The organism is Nereida sp. MMG025 (assembly GCF_021654165.1).
Lineage (GTDB): Bacteria > Pseudomonadota > Alphaproteobacteria > Rhodobacterales > Rhodobacteraceae > Nereida.
The window spans coordinates 50636-75066 of the sequence record NZ_JAKFZN010000004.1 but is presented as its reverse complement, the minus strand read 5'-3'; the positions used below and the strand labels follow the sequence as shown (position 1 = coordinate 75066).

At 58.0% G+C, this 24431-nt stretch carries 28 protein-coding genes; 10 read left to right on the top strand and 18 right to left on the bottom strand.

Annotated elements, in window-relative coordinates; translation table 11 throughout:
* Positions 1-27 precede the first annotated feature (27 nt).
* Entirely contained in the window at positions 28-1410 is a 1383-nt protein-coding gene (locus tag L1065_RS12250; protein ID WP_237095788.1) for a 1-acyl-sn-glycerol-3-phosphate acyltransferase, read from the bottom strand.
* A gap of 138 nt (positions 1411-1548) precedes the next feature.
* Between L1065_RS12250 and L1065_RS12245 the strand changes: the two genes are divergently transcribed.
* Positions 1549-3513 carry a protein meaA gene (locus L1065_RS12245; protein WP_237095787.1) on the top strand — a complete coding sequence of 655 codons (1965 nt, stop codon included), beginning with the start codon at positions 1549-1551 and terminating at the stop codon, positions 3511-3513.
* Between the two features lie 3 nt (positions 3514-3516).
* Here L1065_RS12245 and speB read toward each other — a convergent pair whose 3' ends face one another.
* Entirely contained in the window at positions 3517-4479 is a 963-nt protein-coding gene (speB, locus tag L1065_RS12240) for an agmatinase (protein WP_237095786.1), read from the bottom strand.
* 115 nt (positions 4480-4594) lie between these two features.
* On the opposite strand from speB, the gene deoD reads away from it, so the two are divergent.
* The gene (deoD, locus tag L1065_RS12235) at positions 4595-5299 is read left to right on the top strand and encodes a purine-nucleoside phosphorylase (protein WP_237095785.1); all 705 of its coding nucleotides are present in this window, start codon (positions 4595-4597) and stop codon (positions 5297-5299) included.
* A 31-nt stretch (positions 5300-5330) separates the two neighbouring features.
* Here deoD and L1065_RS12230 read toward each other — a convergent pair whose 3' ends face one another.
* Positions 5331-6185, bottom strand: coding sequence for a DUF1989 domain-containing protein (locus L1065_RS12230; RefSeq protein WP_237095784.1), 855 nt, complete (start codon positions 6183-6185; stop codon positions 5331-5333).
* Between the two features lie 94 nt (positions 6186-6279).
* The gene (locus L1065_RS12225; protein WP_237095783.1) at positions 6280-6498 is read right to left on the bottom strand and encodes a hypothetical protein; all 219 of its coding nucleotides are present in this window, start codon (positions 6496-6498) and stop codon (positions 6280-6282) included.
* Positions 6499-6658: 160 nt separating this feature from the next.
* Here L1065_RS12225 and L1065_RS12220 point away from each other — a divergent pair, with 160 nt between their 5' ends.
* Positions 6659-6817: a hypothetical protein gene (locus L1065_RS12220; RefSeq protein WP_237095782.1), complete on the top strand. Its 159-nt coding sequence runs from the start codon at positions 6659-6661 to the stop codon at positions 6815-6817.
* Positions 6818-6845: 28 nt separating this feature from the next.
* Here the strand turns inward: L1065_RS12220 and L1065_RS12215 are convergent, their stop codons facing one another.
* The 13 genes from L1065_RS12215 to L1065_RS12155 form a co-directional block, all read right to left on the bottom strand.
* On the bottom strand, positions 6846-7004 hold the full coding sequence (locus L1065_RS12215) for a hypothetical protein (protein ID WP_237095781.1): 159 nt from the start codon (positions 7002-7004) through the stop codon (positions 6846-6848).
* A 143-nt stretch (positions 7005-7147) separates the two neighbouring features.
* Positions 7148-7927 (bottom strand): succinate dehydrogenase iron-sulfur subunit, encoded by a 780-nt coding sequence (locus tag L1065_RS12210; protein ID WP_237095780.1) that lies wholly within the window; start codon positions 7925-7927, stop codon positions 7148-7150.
* 15 nt (positions 7928-7942) lie between these two features.
* Complete coding sequence (locus L1065_RS12205) at positions 7943-8269, bottom strand: hypothetical protein (protein ID WP_237095779.1); 327 nt, start codon at positions 8267-8269, stop codon at positions 7943-7945.
* The gene (locus tag L1065_RS12200) at positions 8266-8568 is read right to left on the bottom strand and encodes a hypothetical protein (protein WP_237095778.1); all 303 of its coding nucleotides are present in this window, start codon (positions 8566-8568) and stop codon (positions 8266-8268) included. Before L1065_RS12200 ends, L1065_RS12205 begins: the two co-directional genes overlap by 4 nt.
* Positions 8565-8831 carry a hypothetical protein gene (locus tag L1065_RS12195; protein ID WP_237095777.1) on the bottom strand — a complete coding sequence of 89 codons (267 nt, stop codon included), beginning with the start codon at positions 8829-8831 and terminating at the stop codon, positions 8565-8567. Before L1065_RS12195 ends, L1065_RS12200 begins: the two co-directional genes overlap by 4 nt.
* A complete protein-coding gene (locus L1065_RS12190) occupies positions 8828-9136 on the bottom strand; it encodes a hypothetical protein (protein ID WP_237095776.1) in 309 nt (102 codons plus the stop codon). Before L1065_RS12190 ends, L1065_RS12195 begins: the two co-directional genes overlap by 4 nt.
* Positions 9136-10941, bottom strand: a complete 1806-nt coding sequence (gene sdhA / locus L1065_RS12185) for a succinate dehydrogenase flavoprotein subunit (RefSeq protein ID WP_237095775.1) — start codon at positions 10939-10941, stop codon at positions 9136-9138. Before sdhA ends, L1065_RS12190 begins: the two co-directional genes overlap by 1 nt.
* Positions 10942-10957: 16 nt before the next feature.
* Complete coding sequence (gene sdhD, locus L1065_RS12180) at positions 10958-11329, bottom strand: succinate dehydrogenase, hydrophobic membrane anchor protein (protein WP_237095774.1); 372 nt, start codon at positions 11327-11329, stop codon at positions 10958-10960.
* Between the two features lie 12 nt (positions 11330-11341).
* Positions 11342-11725: a succinate dehydrogenase, cytochrome b556 subunit gene (gene sdhC, locus L1065_RS12175; protein ID WP_237095773.1), complete on the bottom strand. Its 384-nt coding sequence runs from the start codon at positions 11723-11725 to the stop codon at positions 11342-11344.
* Between the two features lie 276 nt (positions 11726-12001).
* Complete coding sequence (locus L1065_RS12170) at positions 12002-13030, bottom strand: MaoC family dehydratase (protein WP_237095772.1); 1029 nt, start codon at positions 13028-13030, stop codon at positions 12002-12004.
* Between the two features lies 1 nt (position 13031).
* A complete protein-coding gene (locus L1065_RS12165; protein ID WP_237095771.1) occupies positions 13032-13235 on the bottom strand; it encodes a DUF1737 domain-containing protein in 204 nt (67 codons plus the stop codon).
* 4 nt (positions 13236-13239) lie between these two features.
* A complete protein-coding gene (locus L1065_RS12160) occupies positions 13240-13803 on the bottom strand; it encodes an NnrU family protein (protein WP_237095770.1) in 564 nt (187 codons plus the stop codon).
* On the bottom strand, positions 13804-14637 hold the full coding sequence (locus L1065_RS12155) for a CoA ester lyase (protein ID WP_237095769.1): 834 nt from the start codon (positions 14635-14637) through the stop codon (positions 13804-13806). It abuts the gene before it with no gap.
* Between the two features lie 174 nt (positions 14638-14811).
* Between L1065_RS12155 and L1065_RS12150 the strand changes: the two genes are divergently transcribed.
* Positions 14812-15126, top strand: coding sequence for a hypothetical protein (locus tag L1065_RS12150; RefSeq protein WP_237095768.1), 315 nt, complete (start codon positions 14812-14814; stop codon positions 15124-15126).
* Here the strand turns inward: L1065_RS12150 and L1065_RS12145 are convergent.
* Positions 15123-15875 carry a sulfite exporter TauE/SafE family protein gene (locus L1065_RS12145; protein WP_237095767.1) on the bottom strand — a complete coding sequence of 251 codons (753 nt, stop codon included), beginning with the start codon at positions 15873-15875 and terminating at the stop codon, positions 15123-15125. The genes L1065_RS12150 and L1065_RS12145 overlap by 4 nt on opposite strands.
* Positions 15876-16022: 147 nt before the next feature.
* Here L1065_RS12145 and mdh point away from each other — a divergent pair, with 147 nt between their 5' ends.
* The 6 genes from mdh (at position 16023) to odhB (ending at position 24431) form a co-directional block, all read left to right on the top strand.
* Positions 16023-16985 carry a malate dehydrogenase gene (gene mdh, locus L1065_RS12140; protein WP_237095766.1) on the top strand — a complete coding sequence of 321 codons (963 nt, stop codon included), beginning with the start codon at positions 16023-16025 and terminating at the stop codon, positions 16983-16985.
* A 256-nt stretch (positions 16986-17241) separates the two neighbouring features.
* Positions 17242-18435 carry an ADP-forming succinate--CoA ligase subunit beta gene (sucC, locus tag L1065_RS12135; protein WP_237095765.1) on the top strand — a complete coding sequence of 398 codons (1194 nt, stop codon included), beginning with the start codon at positions 17242-17244 and terminating at the stop codon, positions 18433-18435.
* A 4-nt stretch (positions 18436-18439) separates the two neighbouring features.
* Complete coding sequence (locus L1065_RS12130; protein ID WP_237095764.1) at positions 18440-19015, top strand: hypothetical protein; 576 nt, start codon at positions 18440-18442, stop codon at positions 19013-19015.
* 12 nt (positions 19016-19027) lie between these two features.
* A complete protein-coding gene (gene sucD, locus L1065_RS12125) occupies positions 19028-19909 on the top strand; it encodes a succinate--CoA ligase subunit alpha (RefSeq protein ID WP_237095763.1) in 882 nt (293 codons plus the stop codon).
* A gap of 76 nt (positions 19910-19985) precedes the next feature.
* Entirely contained in the window at positions 19986-22952 is a 2967-nt protein-coding gene (locus L1065_RS12120) for a 2-oxoglutarate dehydrogenase E1 component (protein WP_237095762.1), read from the top strand.
* Positions 22953-24431, top strand: coding sequence for a 2-oxoglutarate dehydrogenase complex dihydrolipoyllysine-residue succinyltransferase (gene odhB, locus L1065_RS12115; RefSeq protein WP_237095761.1), 1479 nt, complete (start codon positions 22953-22955; stop codon positions 24429-24431).

The window sequence follows — 24431 nt, the reverse complement described above, 5'->3', positions numbered from 1 at the left end:
AACCCAAAAAGAGCATTTTGGGTAATTTTATAACTCTGCGAGTGCCGTTTCATCATCAGAATTACGCTGCACATGCGCAATAGAGTTGGCGTAGTAGGCCACTGCGCTGCGCTGACCTTCGGCCACATAGATGCGCCCGTCCCGTTTTTCGAGCATCCCGCGCGACATCATATTGCGCAGCCCGAAGGTGGATGCATAGGCCAGATCACCGCGCGGCAGATGCAGGTGGCCATCCTCTACCCCCTCAAGCAGGGCGCTGACCCGCGCGGCCAGTTCTTCTTCGGTCAGCCCGTCTTTGGCCGCCAGCATCACACGTGCAACGGCAGGAACAGGCAGAACGGGCATGACAGCCTCGATGCGTCGCACGACCTCGGCGGCAAGTGATTTAGTAAGATCCTCAGCGCCACGTGCGTGCCAGTCTTTGAGCGAGACAGGCGCGCCGAAGCTGACACTGGCATAGCCGAATTTGTAAAATCGGCCCGTCAGACGCAGCCAAAGATGCTTGAGCGCAAATCGCGTAACGACACCCATCCGCGCCTTGAACCTGCGTGACCCTGCCTCGTTGGCCGCGATCAAAATGCGGTCTTCCAGCACACGGTCATAGTTAATCGCAACGGGAACGAACACGATATCGCGTGCATCGGGCGCCCAGGCTTCCACCATATACGTCAAAAGCCCCAGTTTTGGCGGCGCAATCTTGCCATCCAGGCTCAGGCCACCTTCGGGAAACACCGCTTGGGTCACGCCCCCTGTCGTCGCCATATGGACGTAACGGCGCAACACCGTGCGATAAAGCTCGCCCCGCGATTTGCGCCGAATGAAGTAAGCACCCATCGCCTTGATCAGCCGCGACAAGGGCCAGACCCGCGCCCACTCTCCCACGGCATAAGACAGGGCAGACGCGCGCGCCGCCAGATAGGTAACCAAAACATAGTCCATATTGCTGCGATGGTTCATCACAAACACAACCGTGGCATCCCCATCGATAGAGGCTTGCTCTACATGCCCAAGTCGCACGCGATACAGCGCATTGCCAAGCCAGCGGGCCGCGCGCGTTCCGATCCCGAAATAGGCCGTGGCGCTGAAGGATGGCACGATCTCTCGCGCGTAGCGGCGTGCGCGTTCCAGCGCGACCTCATCAGGTTCACCGTGTGCGGCTGCGTGTTCTGCAACGGCGCGCAGCACCTCACTGTCATAGGTCAGCCGCTGGATCATATCATAGCGCCGGGCCAGCTTGAACGGCTCGATCGGGCGGCTGAGGCGCTGGTTCACCCGCGCCACCACCCGCTCTGCCCGTTTGCGAAAAAACCAACGCACCGACGGGAACAGCAACCGCTCCCCAATGGAAATCGCCGCGAAAAGGCCGATGAGCAGGAGACCCCAATAAGGAATAGCGACGGTTTCAAACATGACGCGCACCGTGGCAGGGTTCCGCAGATTGGTAAATGCCCTCATGCCGCAGCGCAGCGGATTGACAGCGCCATTTTATTTCCGATACAACAATCTCAAAGCAACATTGTTGCGCATTTTGGATTCGGAGTTCTCGCCATGACACAGCAAAAAGACCGCCCATGGTTGTTTCGGACATATGCGGGCCATTCCACGGCCAAAGCCTCAAACGCGCTTTATCGTGGCAACCTTGCAAAGGGCCAAACAGGGCTGTCCGTTGCCTTCGATCTGCCCACGCAAACGGGTTATGACAGCGATCACGAGCTGTCACGCGGCGAGGTTGGCAAGGTCGGCGTGCCCGTGGCGCACCTTGGTGATATGCGCACACTGTTCAACGACATCCCGCTCGATCAGATGAACACCTCCATGACGATCAACGCGACGGCCCCTTGGCTACTGGCGCTTTATATCGCGGTGGCCGAAGAACAAGGCGCGGACGTCAGCAAGCTGCAAGGCACCGTGCAAAACGATATTATCAAGGAATACCTGTCGCGCGGCACTTATGTCTGCCCGCCCAAACCTTCGATGCGCATGATCACGGATGTGGCGGCCTACACCCGCGAACACCTGCCCAAATGGAACCCGATGAACATCTGTTCGTACCACCTGCAAGAGGCCGGTGCGACGCCCGAACAAGAGCTTGCCTTTGCGCTGGCCACAGCCACCGCCGTGCTGGATGATCTGAAAGGCAAAGTTCCCGCCGAACACTTCCCCGCGATGGTGGGTCGTATTTCATTCTTCGTTAACGCGGGCATTCGTTTCGTGACCGAGATGTGCAAGATGCGTGCCTTCGTCGATCTATGGGACGAAATCTGCCGCGAACGGTATGGCGTTGAGGACGAAAAATTCCGCCGCTTCCGTTACGGTGTTCAGGTCAACTCGCTTGGGCTGACCGAACAACAGCCTGAAAATAACGTCTACCGTATTTTGATCGAGATGCTGGCCGTCACACTGTCCAAGAAAGCGCGTGCCCGCGCGGTGCAACTGCCCGCATGGAACGAAGCCCTTGGCCTGCCCCGCCCGTGGGATCAGCAGTGGTCCCTGCGGATGCAACAGATCATGGCCTTTGAAACAGACCTTTTGGAATACGACGATCTGTTTGATGGCAACCCTGCCGTGGATCGTAAGGTTGAAGCGCTCAAGGATGGTGCGCGTGCAGAGCTTGCCAATATCGACGGTATGGGCGGCGCCGTCGAGGCCATCGAATATATGAAGTCCCGATTGGTTGAGGCCAACGCCGAACGGATCGGCGGCATCGAAGTTGGTGACACAACAGTTGTAGGTGTCAACAAATACACGACGGGCGAGGATAGCCCGCTGACAGCGGGTGATGAGGCGATCATGGTCGCTGACGCCGATGCGGAACGCGACCAGATCGAACGGTTGAACGCGTGGAAAGACAGCCGCGATGACAGCGCGGTTGAAGCCGCGTTGGAAGAGCTACGCGCAGCGGCCCGAAGTGGTGTGAACATCATGCCCGCCTCCATCAAAGCGGCCAAAGCCGGCGCCACAACAGGCGAATGGGGCAATGTGGTGCGCAGCGCCTTTGGCCAATACCGCGGTCCCACAGGGGTGTCGAAGAACCCGTCAAACCGCACCGAAGGGCTGGATGACATCCGCGCACAGGTCGACGCAGTCAGCGATAAACTGGGCCGCCGTCTCAAGTTTTTGGTGGGCAAACCCGGGCTGGACGGGCACTCGAACGGGGCCGAACAAATCGCAGCGCGTGCCCGTGATTGTGGCATGGACATCAGCTATGAGGGCATCCGCCTGACCCCTGACGAAATTGTAGACGCCGCAAAGAATGATGAGGCGCATGTGATCGGCCTGTCCATTCTGTCGGGCTCCCACATCCCCTTGATGGGCGATCTGATGGACAAGCTGCGGGCTGCGGGTTTGGGACATATCCCCGTGGTGGTCGGCGGCATTATCCCCGACGATGACGCCGCGCGGCTAACTGCGATGGGTGTGGCCAAGGTCTATACGCCTAAGGATTTTGAGCTGAACCGCATCATGACCGACCTTGTTGCGCTGGTGGATCCCGCTGACGTGGCGGCTGAATAAGCGTTACCTCACAATGCTTTGCGCCATATTGCAGAGCATTTCGAACATGAGAGACGCCCCAAGATAGGCGGTGTTTCCGCTTGCATCAAAAGGCGGTGACACCTCGACCAGATCAGCGCCTGCGATGTTCACACCTTCCAGCAATCGTGCGACCTGTAGCGCCGTGAAGGAATTCGGGCCGCCCACTTCGGGTGTGCCTGTCCCGGGGGCAAAGGCAGGGTCCACAAAGTCGATATCATAGGACACATAGGTGGGGTGCGTGCCCACAATATCCTTAGCCTGCGCCATGACGTCATCGGCACCACGGGCGTGAAACTCTTCTATCGGGATGATCGTGATGCCCACGGATTTGGCAAAATCACGGTCCTCGAAATCATATGCGGTGCCGCGAATGCCGATCTGGATAACGCGCTTCGGGTCCAAAAGCCCCTCTTCGATCGCGCGGCGAAACGGGGTGCCGTGGGTATACATCGTACCGTCAAAGTAGCTGTGAAAGAGATCTGTGTGGCTGTCAAAATGGATCATCCCAAGCGGGCCGTCCTTGGCCAATGCACGCAAGATGGGCAGGCTGCACAGGTGATCGCCCCCTGCCGTCAAAGGCACGATACCTGCTGTGTAAACCTTTGAATAAAAGGCTGTAATCCGATCCATACTGTCCTGAAGGTCCGCAGGGTTCGGGGCCACATCCCCCAGATCGGCGCAGTTGACCATCTCGAACGGGCGCACACCTGTGGCCCCGTTTTGGGCGCGGATCATCGTCGACATATCGCGCAGCTGACGCGGCCCGTGGCGTGGACCAGGCCTGTTGGTGGTGCCTCCGTCCCACGGGGTGCCGATCAAGCCGATCTGCACCTCGCTTAGTTTTGGGTCATCAAGGGGCACATGCGGCAGGCGCATGAAGGTCGGCACACCTGCAAAACGTGGCAGATCAAAACCAGAGACAGGCGTGAAAAAGGGATCAGACATGGGCAACCTCCGTTGGATTGGGGTCAGCTTGCGGGGATTGCGGGACGCTTTCAAGGTTTTCGGCCCGAACGCGGTGTTCTAGGGTAGTGAAGAGCACAAGAGTAAGGAACCCGCCATGACCCCCCATATTGGAGCCGCAAAAGGTGACATTGCTGAAACCGTTTTGATGCCAGGTGACCCGTTGCGCGCGAAATGGGCGGCCGAGACATTTCTGACGGATGTAAAATGTATCAATGAAATCAGAGGGATGCTTGGGTTTACGGGGATGTGGAAGGGCAACCGCGTGACCATTCATGGGTCAGGCATGGGGATGCCGTCGCTGTCGATTTACGCCAATGAACTGATCACCACATATGGCGCCAGAACACTGATCCGCATCGGATCAACAGGGTCGATGCAGCATCATGTGAAGGTGCGCGATGTGGTGATTGCGATGACCGCGACATCCATTAGCACGCCGTCGCGCGGGATTTTCAAGGAAGTGAACTTTGCACCCTGTGCCGATTACGACCTGCTGGAAGCCGCGGTAACATCGGCGCGGTCAAAAGGGTCTGACGTCCATGTGGGCAACATCTATTCATCCGATGTCTTTTATGACGAGCGCCCCGATTTGACCGAAATGATGACCCGCCACGGTGTTTTGGCCGTGGAGATGGAAGCGGCAGAGCTTTACAATCTGGCGGCGCGACACGGGTGCCGTGCCTTGGCGGTTATGACAGTCTCCGATCATTTGTTAACCAAAGATGCGTTGCCTGCTGAGGAGCGTCAGACGAGTTTTGCGGATATGGTTGAAGTTGCGTTAGAGGCGGCGTTTCCCTAAAACTAACACCGAACTCCTAACATCGCGTTAATCAGCGGCCGTGGCTGCGATTATATCCGTTTTTAGCGGGTTCTTGCCATGGATCGTCGCTTGAAAACACCTCGACCAGAAGTGGAAAACACGGTGTTTTATCCGATGAATGTTCTGATCCACAGTCCCCGCCAGGGCATGCGGACAGCGCACCGAGCAACGGGATTTCTGCAACAAATTCAATGTAGTCGCCCGGTCGCACGGGCGATTGCTTCATAAAATACTGGCCCGTGTCGCGGGTGAAGCCGGTGCACATGAAGACGTTTAGGACGTCGTGGACATATTTTTCGGCGTCTTGGGGCGCAACACCTGCATGATCGGCATAGGCGCGGCTGAGGTTGGAATGACAGCAGTGGTGATACTGATCACCCCCCGATAAAAGCGCGTGGGTGTAGGGGTCGCAACGCGTGCCGATTACGTCATGGACAGAGCCGCCAAAGGGGTCGATGCCATACCAGTTCAACGTGTCCTCAAGCACCGTCGCCATGGGCCGCAAGGTCGGAAAGCTGGACCACATCTGTTGGCCTGTCGTAATATGGGTGCCATGCAAAGCCCTTGTTTTTCCTGAATAAAACCGCTCGGAATGGTCGTGCAGGTTCCACAGGTTCAAATCGCCCACCTGCGGGCCGTCGATGGATGTGATGCGGAAAAAGCCGCCTGCCGGCACCTCAAACGTGCGGCCCTGACGGGGCGGCACGGTGACTTGAGAGACCTTCTGCGCGGCGGCACGGCGCGCGGATCTGAGGGCCATATCGGGGGTGGGCAAGGACTGTGTCGGATAGCAAATGACGGGCGAGACGGCGCGGCGATCTTCGGCATCTGGCGGGTGTTGCGTGGGGTGTTGCATGGGTGTCATCCGATGTATGGCCTAGCGTCTGCTATAGGTATGGCAATGCGTCAGACGTTCGGTCAATTCATAAGTTGTTAACGAATAGCACGCAGACCGCGCATTACACCCCTGACATCATGCCAGCCCCGCCCAACGCAAAGAGCGCAAAAAGCACAATGACCGCAAAGATGCCCGCCTGCTGTGCCGCGCTGCGCAGGGCTTCGGACCACCGCTGTCCTGAAAATCGCCGCAACGCCAGAACGATCACAAAGATGCCCAAGCCCGAGAAGAGCGCAAATGGCACATACACCACCGCAAGATACGCCAGAAACGCCATCATGATCCCGTCCGCCCGTTTGTCACATCTGCTGCGATGATAGGGCCACCCGCAGCCATATAGAACACCAGACCGCCACAGCGCGTTCACATGCTTGCGTTTTTTTCGGAACCTTTGGGCGGCGCGTGTCGTTGGGCAGGCACAACACGAAAGGGATATGAAAATGAAAAAGATTGCTTTGACACTGCCACTTGTTCTGCTGCTGGCCGCCTGTATGGGCAACGGGCAAAACACCGTCACATCGGTTGACGGCGCCGAGGCGACCCTGGACCAAGACCTTGATGGCGACGGCCTTGTCGATACCGCGACAGGCGAACGCTAGGACCCAATTATTTCAAAAGCCCCGCATATCAGCGGGGCTTTTTTCTGTCCGCGCTGATCTTGCCCAGATTGGCCATTTGATCGGCCTTGGCCGCGGCGGGCGTGTAGTATTCATACAATTGGTCGAGGGCCGCACGCGCGGTTTGCGCCTTGGTTTTGCGACAAAAGGGTAGAATCGTTCCGGTCATTTGGGTCACCTGTTGTTTGGTTCCCCTCCCAACCCAAGAGCTAGCAGATATCGCTAACAGATCATCCCTTTGGACCATAAAAAACCCGCTGTGCCACATGACACAGCGGGGTTTTGATGTTTTGCCACAAAATATAGCAAGTTTTAGACGGTCCGTTCGACCATCATCTTCTTGATCGACGCGATTGCCTTGGCGGGGTTCAGACCCTTGGGGCAGGTTTTGGCGCAGTTCATGATGGTGTGGCAGCGGTAGAGTTTGAACGGATCTTCCAGATCATCCAGACGCTCCCCCGTGGCTTCATCGCGGCTGTCGATGATCCAGCGGTAAGCGTGCAGCAAGGCTGCTGGCCCGAGGTATTTGTCGCCGTTCCACCAGTAGCTTGGGCAGGATGTCGAGCAGGACGCGCACATCACACATTCATAAAGGCCATCGAGTTTTTTGCGGTCCTCGATGCTTTGTTTCCATTCCTTGGCGGGGCGATTTGTTTTGGTTTCCAGCCACGGCATGATGGAGGCGTGCTGCGCATAGAAATGCGTCAGATCGGGGATCAGGTCACGGATGACGGGCATATGCGGCAGCGGATAAATCTTGATGTCGCCTTTGACTTCATCGGCGCCATAGATACAGGCCAGCGTGTTGATGCCATCAATGTTCATCGCGCAGGAGCCACAGATGCCTTCGCGGCACGAGCGGCGGAAGGCCAGCGTGGGATCAATCTCGTTCTTGATCTTGATCAGCACATCCAGAACCATCGGACCGCAGGTGTCCATATCAACCCAATAGGTATCAAGGGCGGGGTTTTTGTCATCGTCTGGTGTCCAGCGATAGACCTGAACCTTACGCAGGTTGGTGGCCCCTTCGGGTTTGGGCCATGTTTTGCCAGCGGTCATGCGGCTGTTTTTGGGAAGGCGAAGTTGAACCATGGGGGTTTTCCTTTCTTAGAGGGCCGTTTTGAGGCCCGCCTGCGCGATACATTGGATCGCTTCGGGACGTTTGAGGATGTTTCCAACGAGGATCGTTGTGGATTCGGTGACACCAACGACGGCGGCTTTGCTGAGTTCAAAGATCTCTTTGCTGGATGCCGCGTCGATGACGCAATCGGAATAGGGTGTGATCTGGTCCTTGGGGACAAAGGGGAATTTGGTCACTAGGATTTCGTCAATCGCCGCTTTGGCGGTGGTGCGTGCGGCTTTGTCTGCCGCCTCTGACGCTTCATCGCATGCGGCCAGCGCCAGAAGCGCAACAAGAGGAAGGATGCGGATCATGTGGTGGCTCCGATGGTGATGCCGAAGGTGGGTTTTGGGCCGCGGCCTTCGACACGACGTGCGATGCAATCGGCCAATTCGGCTTCAAGGTTGCGTTTGCGCAGGGCTTTGTCAGTAACCGTGATGGCTGCGCCTGCACGGGTGCCAGATGAGCCGACGCCGATGCCGACGGTGCCCGAGACACCATCATCCGCGATATCGACCAGACACAGATCACGCGCGGCTTGGGGCGACATAGGCTTGGGCGCACAGGCGGTCAGGGCACAACCTGCCAACATATAAAGGCCAACGCGGGTCATGCGGTGCGCCGCATACAGGCGGTGAAGATTTCGGTTTCCTGCGCGTTCATAGGGCTGCGCAATCCGTCGATCGTGTCTGGAACGGGCGGTTTTCCAGCCTCGGCGAGACAACGATTGATCTGCGCGCGGCGTGCATCGGACGGCCCTGAGGTGATGGTTTCGGGCTGCGGGACAGGTTGCGCAGGTGCCTGATTTGACACCGTCGAAACCTGACACGCGGCCAGCCCGAAAACGCCAATGCAGCACAGAAGAACACGTCTCATGACAAGGGCACCTTGATGTCGCCGATACAGCGCCGTGTTTCGGGTTTGTTGGCCGCGCCGTTGACGGCAATGGCCACTGTGCCTGGCGTTTTCGCCGCAACGATATTGCGGATTTCATCAGGGCTGGCATTGGTGATCACGCAGCCCGTCAGCGCATCTAACGCAGCATCGCTGTAGCTGTTGCTGCGCCCAAAGAAAGCGCGCGTCAGCGCCTCGGCGGCCAGCCTTTCGTTGTCTGATACAACTGGGGCCTGCGTCATACAGCCTGATAGCCCAAGGGCCAGAATGGGGAGCCATGCCCGCATTAGTAGACCCGGGCCTTTGGCGCGATCTTCTTAAGATCAATGCCGCCATCGTTGTGGCTGGTCAACGGTTGCAGATGCACGCCGCGGTAGCCAAGGCCCGCTTTCATGCCCTTGAACCACACAAGGCTGTGCTTGCGCCAGTTTTCGTCGTCGCGGTCGGGATAATCCTCGTGGGCGTGGGCCCCGCGGCTTTCCTTGCGCGCCTCTGCGGCAACAACGGTGGCAACAGCGTTTGGCAACAGATTGCCCAGTTCCAGCGTTTCCATGAGGTCAGAGTTCCACACCAGCGATGTGTCCGTGACCTGAACATCCGACATTTTGCCAGCAACGCTGTCCATTTTCTCAACGCCTTCGGCCAGCGTCTTGTCGGTGCGGAACACCGCTGCATCGGCCTGCATGGTTTTTTGCATCTCAAGGCGCAGTTCGGCCGTTGGGACGTGGCCCTTGGCATAGCGCAGACCGTCAAAGCGGCTGATCGCGGCCTCAACCGAACGGCGGTTCGGGGTTGGCACGGCTGTTTTGGGATCAACGACCTCGGCGGCGCGGATTGCGGCTGCACGGCCAAAGACCACCAGATCAATCAGCGAGTTCGAGCCCAGACGGTTGGCCCCATGCACCGATGCACAGCCCGCTTCGCCCACAGCCATCAAACCGGGCGAGACATTGTCGGGGTTGTCTTTGGTGGGTGCCAGCACTTCGCCCCAATAGTTCGTCGGGATACCGCCCATGTTGTAGTGCACGGTTGGCAAAACGGGGATCGGCTCTTTCGTCAGATCGACGCCTGCAAAGACACGCGCACTTTCCGAAATACCGGGCAAGCGCAGGTCAAGCGTTTCCTTGGGCAGGTGGTTGAGGTGCAGATGGATATGATCCCCCTGCTCGCCCACGCCGCGCCCTTCGCGGATTTCCATCGTCATGCAGCGGCTGACCACGTCACGCGATGCAAGATCTTTGTAGGTGGGCGCGTAGCGTTCCATGAAACGCTCGCCTTCGGAGTTGGTCAGATAGCCACCTTCGCCGCGTGCGCCTTCGGTGATTAGACAGCCTGCGCCGTAAATCCCAGTTGGGTGGAATTGCACAAACTCCATATCCTGCAGGGGCAGACCTGCGCGCGCGACCATGCCGCCGCCGTCGCCTGTGCAAGTGTGGGCTGATGTCGCGCTGAAATAAGCGCGGCCATAGCCGCCTGTTGCCAGCACGACCATCTTGGCGCTGAACAGGTGCAGCGTGCCGTCATCCAGTTTCCAGCACAAAACGCCCTGACATACGCCATCGTCGGACATGATCAGATCAATGGCGAAATATTCGATGTAGAATTCCGCATTGTTCTTGAGGCTTTGGCCATAGAGCGTGTGCAAAATGGCGTGGCCTGTGCGGTCGGCGGCGGCACATGTGCGCTGCACGGGGGGGCCTTCGCCGTATTCGGTGGTGTGGCCACCAAAGGGACGTTGGTAAATCTTGCCCTCTTCGGTGCGCGAAAACGGCACGCCGTAGTGCTCCAACTCGTAAACCGCCTTGGGCGCTTCACGGGCAAGATATTCCATCGCATCCGTATCACCCAACCAATCAGAGCCTTTGACCGTGTCATACATGTGCCATTGCCAGCTGTCGGGGCCCATATTGGACAGCGACGCGGCGATGCCACCTTGGGCCGCAACTGTGTGCGACCGCGTTGGAAAGACCTTGGTTACACAAGCGGTGCGCAGCCCCTGTTCGGCCATACCAAGCGTTGCACGCAGACCAGCGCCGCCTGCGCCAACGACGACAACGTCATATTCATGTGTTTCATAATCGTATGCAGCCATTTTACTTGCTCCGATCTTACAGCGCGATGCGCGCGATTGCGAAAAGGGCGGTGCCAGCGGCACCGTAGCTCAGGCAGATCATCGCAATGATCAGCAGTTTTTTGGTGGGGCCATGGACGTAATCTTCGATCAGGGTCTGCACGCCGTTTTTGAAATGCATAAAGCCCACAACCAGCGTCAACGCCGCAATGATCGCAGGGAACGGACGGCTGAAGGTGGCCACCACCTCTTCGTAGCTGCCCCCCAGGGTGGCGCCAAAAGTAAAGACAAACAGCGGAACAAGCAGCAACAGGGCTGCGGACGAAACCATCATCGACCAATGATGTTCTGTGCCTGATTTGGCACTGCCAAGCCCTTGGGCGCGTTTGCGGTCGGTTAAATATGCCATGCGGAACGCTCCTTAAATCACTGCGATGGTGAAAACGGTCAACAAAACCGAGCCGATGATGCAGCCCCATCCCATTTTTTCCGCCGAGTCCAGATCAAGGCCATACCCCATATCCCAGATCAGGTGACGCAAGCCGCCAAGGGTGTGATACCACAGCCCAAGAACAGACAGGCCCAGAACGATGTCACCAAACCATGATGTCAGCACGCCGTTCGCAACAGCAAAATATTCGGGCGATGTGGCTGCGGCCAGAAACCACCAGACGATCATCAAACTGCCGACCAAAAGCGCATTGCCCGTGATCCGCACAAGGATCGAGGAAATGGAGGTCATCTGCGGGCGATAAATCTCCAGATGCGGAGAAAGCGGGCGATTGCCCCTGTTCACGTCGGCCATAGTGGTTCCCTTCGTTGGCTGCCAAAGGCGCAAGGCAAACTGCGCCGCGGGTTGGCTTTGTATATGTTCTAGCGATTTCTGAATGTGAGTCACGGGCCGTGAGCGCTAAAATGCGCGGTGAATTGGCGCGGTTTGTATATTTTTCCCACTTTGTGATCACAGCCATCAAAAGCGTGATCACATTTTTCCATTCATTGTTGTCCAAATACCTCGGGGTTTGGGGCAGCGCCCCAATTGTCCAAAGGATGGGCGGCCTCGGGCCGCACAATTCGGCCCTCAGGTGGGTATCAACACCCAGTAATCCAGATCCAGCAAGACATCGGGCAGGTATTTGCCGTCCTCGCCCCTCAGATCCCCCGCCGCCCCTTTAGTAGCAACCAGACGCAAACGCAATGCGCCCACACCGGGGGCGCTGGTTTCGGCCTTGTCCAACACTTCGGTCCACGCACGCACCGTATCGCCCGCAAAACAGGGGTTCGCATGCGCCCCCGCGTTGATCCCCGCGATCATCTGTGCATTGGCCAAACCGTTGAACGACAGCGCGCGCGCCATCGAAATCACGTGACCACCATAGATCAGCCGCTTTCCGTCGGGGCGGTTGGTGGCATCAAAATGCACCTTGGCTGTATTTTGCCACAGGCGCGTGGCCATCATATGTTCGGCTTCCTCAATGGTGACGCCATCGACGTGGTCGATCACCTCGCCCACGGCGTAATCGCCCCACCGGTGCGGCTCGCCCGCCAGATCGAAATTATAGCTCGTGAAATCAAGACCATCAGGAAGGGCGAGGTCTTCGACGCTCAATGCCTTTTTCAGCTCGGGGATCACCGTCTGGGGCGCGGGCGCGTCCAGATCGCCTTTGCGCACCATCACCCATCGCACATACTCCATCACCGTTTCGTCGCGCTGGTTCAGCCCGCGCGTGCGCACATAGACGACGCCCGATTTGCCGTTGGAGTTCTGTTTGACGCCGATCACCTCGGAGACCGACCGCAGCGTGTCACCTGCATAGACAGGGCGCAAAAACCGCCCTTCGGCATAGCCCAAATTGGCGACCGCGTTCAGCGAAACATCGGGAACCGTTTTGCCGAAAACCACGTGGAAGGCCGCAAGGTCTTCGAGTGGGGACGCGGGCAAACCGCAGGCGCGCGCAAATTCATCCGACGAATAGAGGGCGTGCCGTGCGGGATACATCGCATGATAGAGCGCGCGTTCGCCCCCCGATACGGTGCGCGGCACCGCGTGGGTCAGCGTGTCGCCAACGTGGTAATCTTCAAAAAAGCGGCCTGTGTTTGTCTTGCTCATCTCAGTGTTCGCCCAGTTTTGTGTCGCGTGTATAGGTGCCTTCAACTTCTTTGATGACAGCTTGGCCGCAGCGCATCACGCCGTTGGCGGCGTCCCAGGCCTGGGTCGGCCCGCCATAAAGCTCCCAACCTTTGTTCAGCGCGTCAGTCACCTTGTGGCAAAAATCGGACGTGTCATCTTCGGACAGAAAACGATACAATTTCATGGACTTATCCTCCGAACGGGTAGACGCCTGCCCAAGTGTGGAGCAGCGAGACGATGGTGAAAAGAACAACTGTGATGACCAGCAGGACGATCTCTTTTTTGAACGGCGCTTGATCAGGCACAACCCATGCACCTTCGGCCGCATTGATCAAACGGGCCGATCCGATGGCCCATGCCAGCAAGCCGCCGAACAGGATGAGTGAGGCCAGATCCCCGTTGACCAGCAAATGCGCCACGGCCCAGATGCCAAAGCCCGTCAGCTGCGGGTGGCGCAGCTTTGTGCCCAACCACACCTTTGCGCCTTTCGCGGCAGAGGCGCCGTAGACATAAAACGCCACGACCATAAGCGCGTTGTTGATGGTGCGCAGCCACGGCTGTGGCTCCCAAACAGGATCGAACGGGGCCCAACGGTAGCCAAAGATCATGGCCAGCAGGCTGACGACGATAAGAGCGGTCACCACCCCTTTGCCTTTGTCGCCCATATTGGCCCGCACGTCTGGCATCAGGCGTTTGAAATAATGCGCGGCAATCCACAAAAGGACCCCGATGATCAGAACGATGTAGCCCATTTAACCCTCCAGCTTTGCAATGGCGCCTGCCTTGGCAAGGGTCGCGCGGGCGGTGACGATATGCAAGTTCTCAACGATCTTGCCATCTACAACGGCCACGCCCTGCCCTGCGGCTTCGGCCTCTTCAAAGGCGGCAATCTGGCGGCGCGACAGGTCGATCTCGGCTTCCGTCGGCGCAAAACTGGCGTTGGCAATCTCAAGCTGTGCAGGGTGGATCAGGGTTTTGCCGTCAAAGCCCATGTCGCGGCCTTGCTCGCATTCCACGCGCAGGCCGTCGTCATCCTTGAAGGCGTTATAGACGCCATCCACGATTGTGACGCCATGCGCCTTGGCCGCCAGCAGGCAGAGCCCAAGCGAGGTCAGCAGCGGCGTGCGATCGGCCACAAACCGCGTGTTCAGGTCTTTGGCCAGATCGTTGGTGCCCATCACCATACCGCTCAGGCGCGGGTGGGCCGCAATTTCGGCCGCGTTCAGCATCCCCAAAGGGCTTTCCATCATCGCCCAGATCGGCAGGTCGGTCAGTTGGGCCAGCGCCTCGACATGGGCGGCGCTGTCTACTTTGGGCAACAGCACGGCGTCGGCGTCTTTGACCGACGCGGCATCGGCCTTGCCCCACTCCGTATCGAGCGCGTTGATCCGAACAATGCGCATCCGCCCGCCATAATCGGCGGTGGGAAGGGTTTGGGCCAGCAGGTCGCGGGCCGTTTCTTTTTCGCTGACCGCAACCGCATCTTCGAGATCAAAGATGATCGCATCGCAGGGCAGTGTTTTGGCTTTTTCCAAGGCACGTTCTTTTGAGCCGGGGATGTAAAGGACGGACCGTGTTGGGCGCATGATTCTAGTCTCCGCAATATTCTTGCGTGGAAAACACAATTTTTTACCGATGATTACAAGCACTCTCTGCCGCATCGCAGCAAAAAAGCTGCGCAACGGGCTGCGCACGGTGCGTTAACCAAATCTCCAGAATTTCGCGGCCATTCTATCAGCACAGTTCGAAAGGATAATGCCATGAAGCTTTTCAAGACCGTTCTGATCACCAGCCTTGTCGCGTTTATCATCCCGACTTTGCTGCACGCCGATCCACGCAACTGCGGGCAACGCGCCGCCATTGTGGACCGATTGCAGGATCGTTTCGGCGAAACCCGCAAATCTGTGGGACTGGGTGCCAATAACGCGATGGTGGAGGTCTTTGCCTCTGACACCACAGGATCATGGACCATCACCGTGACCACCCCGGGCGGGCCCACCTGCCTTGTGGCCAGTGGTCAGGCCTTTGAAACCATCGCCGCAAAATTGCCGGACCCAAGCGAAGAAGATGCCTAGCTCAGGGCGTCCCAGATCAATTTGGTGCCTGTGATCGTCAGCAAAATATAGGTGACAGTGAAAAACGCCTTCTCGGGTATCCAAAAATGCGCGCGCACGCCCAACCATGCGCCCAAAATTGCAAAGGGCGCCAAAAGCAGATCGATGAGCAACGTTTGCCATGTGAAAACACCCAAGATGGCGTAAGGCAGGGCCTTGAAGCCGTTGATCGCCCAGAACACCAGCACTGTTGTGGCCTGATAGGTGGTCTTTTGCAGCCCTTGGCTGAGCAAATACACCGCAACGGGCGGCCCACCTGCGTGGCTGACAAAACTGGTAAATCCCGCCGTGACCCCTGCGAACAGCCCAACAGGCGACGAAAACGGGGCCTCACGTTTGGGCAAAAGCCCGCGTTTGCGTGCAATCTCATAGGCGACAAACGCCAGCGATATCCCCCCGATCAAAAGCCGGAACACATCTGCGTCGGCAATCTGGTAGAGCCAGATCGCAAGCCCAACGCCGGGGATGCTGCCAAGGATCAGGCGTTTTGCGTCCCGCCCCGACCATTTGCCCCAATAGGGTTTGAGCGACGAGACATCGATCAGCATGAGCAAGGGCAACATGATGCCCAAGGCCAAGGCAGGTTCTACGACCAAGGCCAGAATCGATGCGGCGGCAAAGGCCGCGCCAGAGCCGAACCCCGCTTTGGAGATGCCCGCAAACATGACAGCAGGGATCGCCAGCGCAAAGAATGTAAGGTCGAACTCCATAAACCTTTCCTAGTGAATAATGCTGCACCTGCAAAGGGTTAGCGCCCAAGTGGCGCATTTGCCGCGCAATACAAGGCGCGTCAAACCTTGCGTGATGGCCTCAGACGGTCTAGGCACCGCGCGAAATTACATCAGTGGAGACTTCCCATGGCCAGACCCAAAATCGCCCTGATCGGCGCGGGACAAATCGGTGGCACCCTTGCCCACCTCGCAGCGCTCAAAGAGCTTGGCGACGTTGTTTTGTTCGACATCGCAGACGGCACACCGCAAGGTAAGGCCCTCGATATTGCCGAGGCTGGCCCCTCGGAAGGCTTTGACGCCACCATGAAAGGCACCACCGATTACGCCGATATCGCAGGCGCCGATGTGTGCATCGTCACCGCGGGTGTGCCACGCAAGCCCGGCATGTCGCGTGATGATCTGTTGGGCATCAACCTGAAAGTCATGAAATCCGTTGGCGAAGGAATCGCGGCCAACGCGCCTGATGCGTTTGTGATCTGCATCACCAACCCGCTGGATGCGATGGTTTGGGCCTTGCGCGAATTTTCCGGCCTGCCGCATGAAAAAGTCTGCGGCATGGCTGGCGTTCTGGATTCCGCACGCTTCCGTCACTTCCTCGCAGATGAATTCAACGTGTCGATGAAAGACGTCACCGCCTTCGTTCTGGGCGGTCACGGCGATACGATGGTGCCGCTTGTGCGCTATTCGACCGTTGCAGGCATCCCGCTGCCAGATCTGGTGGACATGGGCTGGACGACGCAGGAAAAAATGGACGCAATCGTTCAACGCACCCGTGATGGCGGCGCCGAAATCGTTGGCCTGCTTGGCAACGGGTCGGCCTTCTATGCGCCTGCGACATCTGCAATCGAAATGGCCGAAGCCTATCTGAAAGACCAAAAGCGCGTTCTGCCCTGTGCGGCCTACGTCGACAACGGCTACGGTCTGGACGGCTTTTACGTGGGTGTGCCCACAGTGATCGGCGCGGGCGGCATCGAAAAAGTCATCGAAATCAAGATGAACAAAGACGAACAAGCGATGTTCGACAATTCGGTGAACGCGGTCAAAGGCCTCGTAAAAGCCTGTAAAGAGATCGACGAAACACTGGCATAAGCCCGTTTCCTCAATATTATCAAAGGCGCTTTGCACAATTGCAGGGCGCCTTTTTTGTTGTCCAGATTCGTTCAGGCCCGCAAAAACCGACAACAAACAGCATATCCGTTTATTTTGTGATCACACTTTTTCAAACTGTGATCACAAATGTCGCTTTTTCGCCCCCTGCGACGAAAAGACGTTTAATGTTCACAATAACCCGTGTTTTAGCTGACCTAAATCGAAGCCAACGAAGTCACATGGGGACAGTTTTCCAATGAACATCCACGAATATCAGGCCAAGGCCCTTTTGCGCAGCTATGGCGCTCCAGTTAGCGACGGCCGCGCCGTTCTCAAGGCCGAAGACGCCAAAACAGCCGCGGGTGAGTTGGACGGCCCCCTTTGGGTGGTCAAGGCCCAGATCCACGCAGGTGGCCGCGGCAAAGGTAGCTTCAAAGAAGCTGACGCAGGTGACAAAGGGGGCGTGCGCCTGACCAAATCGGTCGAAGAAGCCGCACAAGAAGCCAAAAAGATGTTGGGCCGCACATTGGTCACGCACCAGACAGGTCCGGCAGGCAAGCAAGTCAACCGCATCTATATCGAAGACGGATCGGGCATCGAGACCGAGCTGTACCTGGCCCTTCTGGTCGACCGCGCCACAAGCCGCGTCTCGTTTGTCTGCTCAACAGAAGGCGGCATGGACATCGAAGAGGTTGCCGCCGCGACCCCTGAAAAAATCCTGTCGTTCAGCGTTGATCCTGCCACGGGCTATCAGGGCTTTCACGGTCGCCGCATTGCGTTCTCGCTCGGACTGAAAGGTCCGCAGGTCAAGCAATGTGTTGCACTGATGGCAAACCTTTACAAAGCCTTCATGGAAAAAGACATGGAGATGCTGGAAATCAACCCGCTGATCGTCACCGACAGTGGTGATCTGAAAGTGCTGGACGCCAAAGTGGCGTTTGATGGCAACGCGATCTACCGCCACGCCGATATCGCCGCCCTGCGCGACGAAACCGAAGAAGACCCAAAAGAGCTGGCCGCCTCAAAATTCGATCTGAACTACATCGCGCTGGACGGCGAGATTGGGTGTATGGTCAACGGCGCAGGTCTGGCGATGGCCACCATGGACATCATCAAACTTTACGGCGCAGAGCCTGCCAACTTCTTGGACGTTGGTGGCGGTGCCACCGAAGAAAAAGTGACCGAAGCCTTCAAGATCATCACATCGGATCCAAACGTCAAAGGCATCCTTGTGAACATCTTTGGCGGCATCATGCGCTGTGACGTCATCGCTGAAGGTGTGGTTGCGGCTGTTAAACAGGTTGGCCTGAAAGTGCCGCTGGTTGTGCGCCTTGAAGGCACAAACGTCGAGCAAGGCAAAGCGATCATCAACAACTCGGACGTTGATGTGATTGCGGCTGACGATCTCAAGGACGGCGCCCAGAAAATCGTAAAAGCGGTTAAAGGGTAAGGGAATGAACATTCTCAAATCTCTCTCGGTGCTGGCCGCCGTTGGTGCGCTTGCAGCCTGTGAGCCGGTAAATGGAAATGGCGATTTCGTCATTCCTGCGTCGGCGATGGAAGAGCTTCGCGATGCCACCCCCGCCCAAATGGTGCCACGTCTTTCGGCGTCGCAACTGACCAGTGCGTTCCAGCAGTATTGCGGCAAGAACATTGGCAACCCTGCAGCGACCGAACGGGCCTTGCGGGCAAACGGGTTTATCCTGCTTGGCACAATGTCGGGTGACGGTATCAAGATGTTTGTCACCAAAGACAGCCGTCCGATGATCGGCGTTGGCCGCGAAGCGGGTGGCCCTGCTCTGTGCATGACCATCACCCAAGCGGGTGGCGATTACGGCACCGCGCTTGACCGCTATGTCAAAAGCCGCCACGGCAACAGCGTGCAACGCTTGCAAGATATCAATCTGGGCACGGAAACCGCGGAAAACATCTGGGTGACCGCGGACAACCCCCCTCTCATTTACCTCACAATTCGTGAGCAAGACGCAACACTGGGCGAGCTGTATGGCTTCGCCGTTGGCAAAGAATAAGGAGCCTGAACCATGGCTGTATTGATTGACGAAAACACCAAGGTGATCTGTCAGGGTCTGACAGGCTCGCAAGGCACCTTTCACTCCGAACAAGCGATTGCTTACGGCACCAAGATGGTCGGCGGCGTGACACCGGGCAAGGGCGGAACCACCCACCTTGATCTGCCCGTGTTCAACAGCGTGCACGAAGCCAAGCATGTGACCGAAGCCAACGCATCGGTGATCTATGTGCCGCCCCCCTTTGCCGCGGATTCGATCCTCGAAGCGATTGACGCCGAGATGGAACTGATCGTGTGCATCACCGAAGGCATCCCTGTGCTGGACATGATGAAAGTGCAACGCGCTTTGGAAGGGTCCGCCAGCCGTTTGATCGGCCCGAACTGTCCGGGCGTCATCACGCCTGATGCGTGCAAGATCGGCATCATGCCGGGCCACATCCACCGCCGCGGCAGCGTGGGCGTTGTCTCGCGTTCGGGCACTTTGACATATGAAGCCGTCAAGCAGACGACCGACATGGGTCTTGGCCAGTCGACAGCCGTTGGTATCGGCGGCGACCCCATCAAAGGCACCGAACATATCGACGTTTTGGACATGTTCCTGGACGATGATGAAACCCATTCGATGATCATGATCGGCGAAATCGGCGGCACCGCCGAAGAAGAAGCCGCCGAGTTTCTGGCCGAGCAACGCAAAAAAGGCCGCTGGAAACCCACCGCTGGCTTTATCGCAGGGCGCACGGCCCCTCCCGGCCGCCGTATGGGCCACGCGGGCGCGATTGTTGCAGGCGGCAAAGGCGACGCCGAAAGCAAGATCGAAGCGATGAAATCCGCTGGCATCATCGTCGCAGACAGCCCCGCCACCTTGGGCGAAGCCGTCAAAGAAGCGATCGGTTAACCCCGCAAACACACCGCCAAGCCGCAACAGCACGCGGCTTGGCTTTCCCCGCATTTCTTTCGCTGCAGGTGCTCCCATGACTGACCATCCCAAGAACGACCAATTCCATGCGTCCTCATTCATGCAAGGGCATAACGCGGAATACCTCGAACAGCTTTATGCCCAATACGCCAATGATCCCAATGCGGTTGATCAGGCGTGGCAAAACTTCTTCAACGCCCTTGGCGACGATGAAGTGTCGGTCAAACGCGAAGCCGAAGGCCCCTCGTGGGCACGCACCGATTGGCCGCCTGTGCCAAACGATGATCTGACCCATGCGCTTACGGGCGAATATCCCGCCCCCGCCGAAGCAAAAGACGCAGGCAAGAAAATTGCCGCCAAAGCCAAAGAAACCGGCGCCGAAGTCAGCGATGACGCCATCAAACGCGCTGTGCTGGACAGTATCCGCGCGCTCATGCTGATCCGCGCCTACCGCATCCGTGGGCACCTTGATGCAGACCTTGATCCGCTTGGCCTGACAGAACACACACCGCATCCCGAACTTGACCCAAAATCCTACGGCTTCACCGAAGCCGACATGGACCGCCCGATCTTCATTGATAACGTATTGGGGCTGCAAATTGCCTCCATGCGCCAGATCGTCGAGATCGTGAAACGCACCTACTGCGGCACCTTTGCGCTGCAATACATGCATATTTCAAACCCCGAAGAAGCCAGCTGGCTGAAAGAGCGGATCGAAGGTTACGGCAAAGAGATCGCTTTCACCCGTGAAGGGCGCAAGGCCATCCTAAACAAGCTGGTCGAAGCCGAAGGCTTTGAAAAATTCCTGCACGTCAAATACATGGGCACCAAACGGTTTGGCCTTGATGGCGGCGAAAGCCTGATCCCTGCGATGGAACAGATCATCAAACGCGGCGGACAGCTTGGTCTGGAAGAAATCGTCGTCGGCATGCCCCACCGTGGGCGCCTTTCGGTGCTGGCCAATGTGATGGGCAAACCCTACCGCGCCATTTTCAACGAATTTCAGGGCGGCAGCTTCAAGCCCGAAGATGTCGATGGCTCGGGCGATGTGAAATACCACCTCGGCGCGTCCAGCGACCGCGAATTTGATGGCAACTCGGTCCACCTGTCGCTGACAGCCAACCCTAGCCACCTTGAGGCGGTGAACCCCGTGGTTCTGGGCAAGGTGCGCGCCAAGCAGGACCAAAAGGGCGATGCCGACCGCACCAAGGTCATGGGTATCTTGCTGCATGGTGATGCGGCCTTTGCAGGGCAAGGCGTTGTCGCCGAAGGCTTTGGCCTGTCGGGCCTGCGTGGCCACCGCACGGGCGGCACCATGCACATCGTTGTCAACAACCAGATCGGCTTTACGACCGCACCGCACTTCAGCCGCTCGTCGCCCTATCCCACAGACATCGCGCTGATGGTTGAGGCGCCGATTTTCCACGTGAACGGCGATGATCCCGAAGCCGTGGTGCATGCCGCCAAGGTTGCCACCGAATTCCGCCAGAAATTCCACAAAGACGTCGTGCTGGACATCATCTGCTATCGCCGCTTTGGCCACAATGAAGGGGATGAACCGATGTTCACAAACCCCGTCATGTATAAAAAGATCAAAAAGCAGAAAACCACGCTGACGCTTTACACCGAACGGCTTGTCAAAGACGGCTTGATCCCCGAAGGCGAGATCGAGGATATGAAAGCCGCGTTCCAAGCGCAGCTGAACGAAGAGTTCGAGGCCGGCAAAGACTTCAAACCCAACAAAGCCGATTGGCTAGATGGGCGTTGGAAGCACGTCGAACGCGGCAAATCCGACAAATACGAGCGTGGCAAGACCGCCATCAAACCAGAGACGTTCAAAGAAGTGGCAACCGCGCTGACCACCGTGCCAGAGGGCTTCCCTTTGCACAAAACAGTCGCACGGATGCTGGAAACCAAGAAAAACAACCTTGAATCGGGCAACAACATTGATTGGGCCACGGGCGAGGCTTTGGCTTTTGGCTCGCTTCTGACCGAAGGCTACCCTGTGCGCCTTGCCGGGCAGGATTCCACACGCGGCACCTTCAGCCATCGCCACTCGGGGCTGGTCAATCAGGATACCGAAGAACGCCACTACCCGCTCAACAATATCCGCAAAGGTCAATCGCACTACGAAGTGATCGACTCGATGCTGTCGGAATATGCGGTGCTTGGCTTTGAATATGGCTACAGCCTTGCCGAACCAAACGCGCTGGTCCTTTGGGAAGCGCAATTTGGCGATTTCGCAAACGGCGCACAGATCATGTTCGATCAGTTCATCAGCTCGGGCGAAAGCAAGTGGTTGCGCATGTCGGGCCTTGTGATGCTGCTGCCCCACGGGTTTGAAGGCCAAGGGCCTGAACACTCCTCGGCCCGCCTTGAACGCTTTTTGCAAATGTGCGGTCAGGACAACTGGATCGTGGCAAACTGCACCACGCCTGCCAACTACTTCCACATCCTGCGCCGCCAGCTGCACCGCGATTTCCGCAAACCGCTGGTGATGATGACGCCCAAATCGCTGCTGCGCCACAAACTGGCTATCTCTGCGACCGAAGATTTCACCACAGGCTCCAGCTTCCACCGCGTGCTCTGGGATGACGCCCAAAAAGGCAACTCGGACACCAAACTGGCAGCCGACAAGGACATCAAACGCGTGGTCATGTGTTCGGGCAAAGTCTATTTCGACCTGCTGGAAGAACGCGACGCCCGTGGCATCGATGATGTCTATCTTCTGCGCGTCGAACAGTTCTACCCCTTCCCCGCCATGGCGCTTGTGCGCGAATTGGAACGCTTCCCCAACGCCGAAATGGTCTGGTGTCAGGAAGAGCCCAAGAACCAAGGCGCGTGGACCTTCATCGAACCCAATATCGAATGGGTGCTTGGCCGCATCAAAGCCAAGCACACGCGCCCCAAATATGTGGGTCGCGCCACCTCCGCCTCTCCTGCAACGGGCCTTGCAAGCGCCCACAAAGCCCAACAGGCCGCCCTTGTGGACGAAGCCCTGACCATCGAAGGAAACAAGTAAATGACCGAAGTTCGCGTCCCCACCCTTGGTGAATCCGTCACCGAAGCCACTGTCGCCACATGGTTCAAAAAGCCCGGCGATGCGGTCGCTGTCGATGAAATGCTGTGCGAGCTGGAAACCGACAAAGTCACCGTCGAAGTCCCCTCGCCCGTCGCAGGCACCCTGTCGGAAATCGTCGCCGCCGAAGGAGACACCGTTGGCGTTGATGCGCTTCTGGCGCAAATCAGCGAAGGCGGCGAAGCCACAGCCGCGCCCGCCAAAAAAGAAGCCGCCCCGGCAAAGTCAGACGACAGCGGCGCGTCGGTCGACGTCATGGTCCCCACCTTGGGCGAAAGCGTGACAGAGGCCACCGTTTCCACATGGTTCAAAGCCGTGGGCGACACCGTGGCCCAAGACGAAATGCTGTGCGAGCTTGAGACCGACAAAGTCAGCGTCGAAGTGCCCGCACCCGCCGCAGGCGTGCTGTCGGAAATCACAGCCCCAGAAGGCACAACCGTTGACGCCACCGCCAAGCTGGCTGTCATCGGCGGCTCGGCCAGCGCTGCCGCATCCGCCCCGGCCGCGGCCCCCGCGCCCGCAGCGGCCCCCACAGGCGGCAGAGACGTCGAAGACGCGCCATCAGCCAAGAAACTGATGGCCGAAAAGGGGCTTTCGCCCGATCAGGTCACAGGCACAGGCCGCGATGGCCGCATCATGAAAGAAGACGTGATGAAAGCCGTGGTTCCCGCAGCCCCTGCCGCCGCCGCAGCCCCGCGCGCCCCTGTCAGCAGCGATGACGCCTCGCGCGAAGAACGCGTGAAAATGACCCGCCTGCGCCAGACCATCGCCAAGCGTCTGAAAGACAGCCAGAACACCGCCGCAATGCTGACCACCTACAACGAGGTCGACATGACCGAGGTGATGGCCCTGCGCAACGAATACAAAGACCTGTTCCTGAAAAAGCACGGCGTGAAACTGGGCTTTATGTCCTTCTTCACCAAAGCCTGCTGTCATGCGCTCAAAGAGGTGCCAGAGGTCAACGCAGAGATCGACGGCACAGACATCGTCTACAAGAACTTCGTCCACATGGGCATCGCCGCTGGCACGCCCACGGGCCTTGTGGTGCCGGTGATCCGCGACGCCGACGCGATGAGCTTTCACGCCATTGAACAAGCGATTGCCGAAAAAGGCGCCCGTGCCCGCGACGGCAAGCTGAGCATGGCCGAAATGCAAGGCGGCACCTTCACCATCTCGAACGGTGGCGTCTACGGCTCGCTCATGTCCTCGCCCATCCTGAACCCACCGCAGTCGGGCATCCTCGGCATGCACAAAATCCAAGACCGCCCGATGGCGATCAACGGTCAGGTTGTAATCCGCCCGATGATGTATCTGGCGCTGAGCTATGACCACCGCATCGTCGACGGCAAAGGCGCCGTGACCTTCCTCGTGCGCGTGAAAGAAGCACTGGAAGATCCGCGCCGCCTGCTGATGGATTTGTGA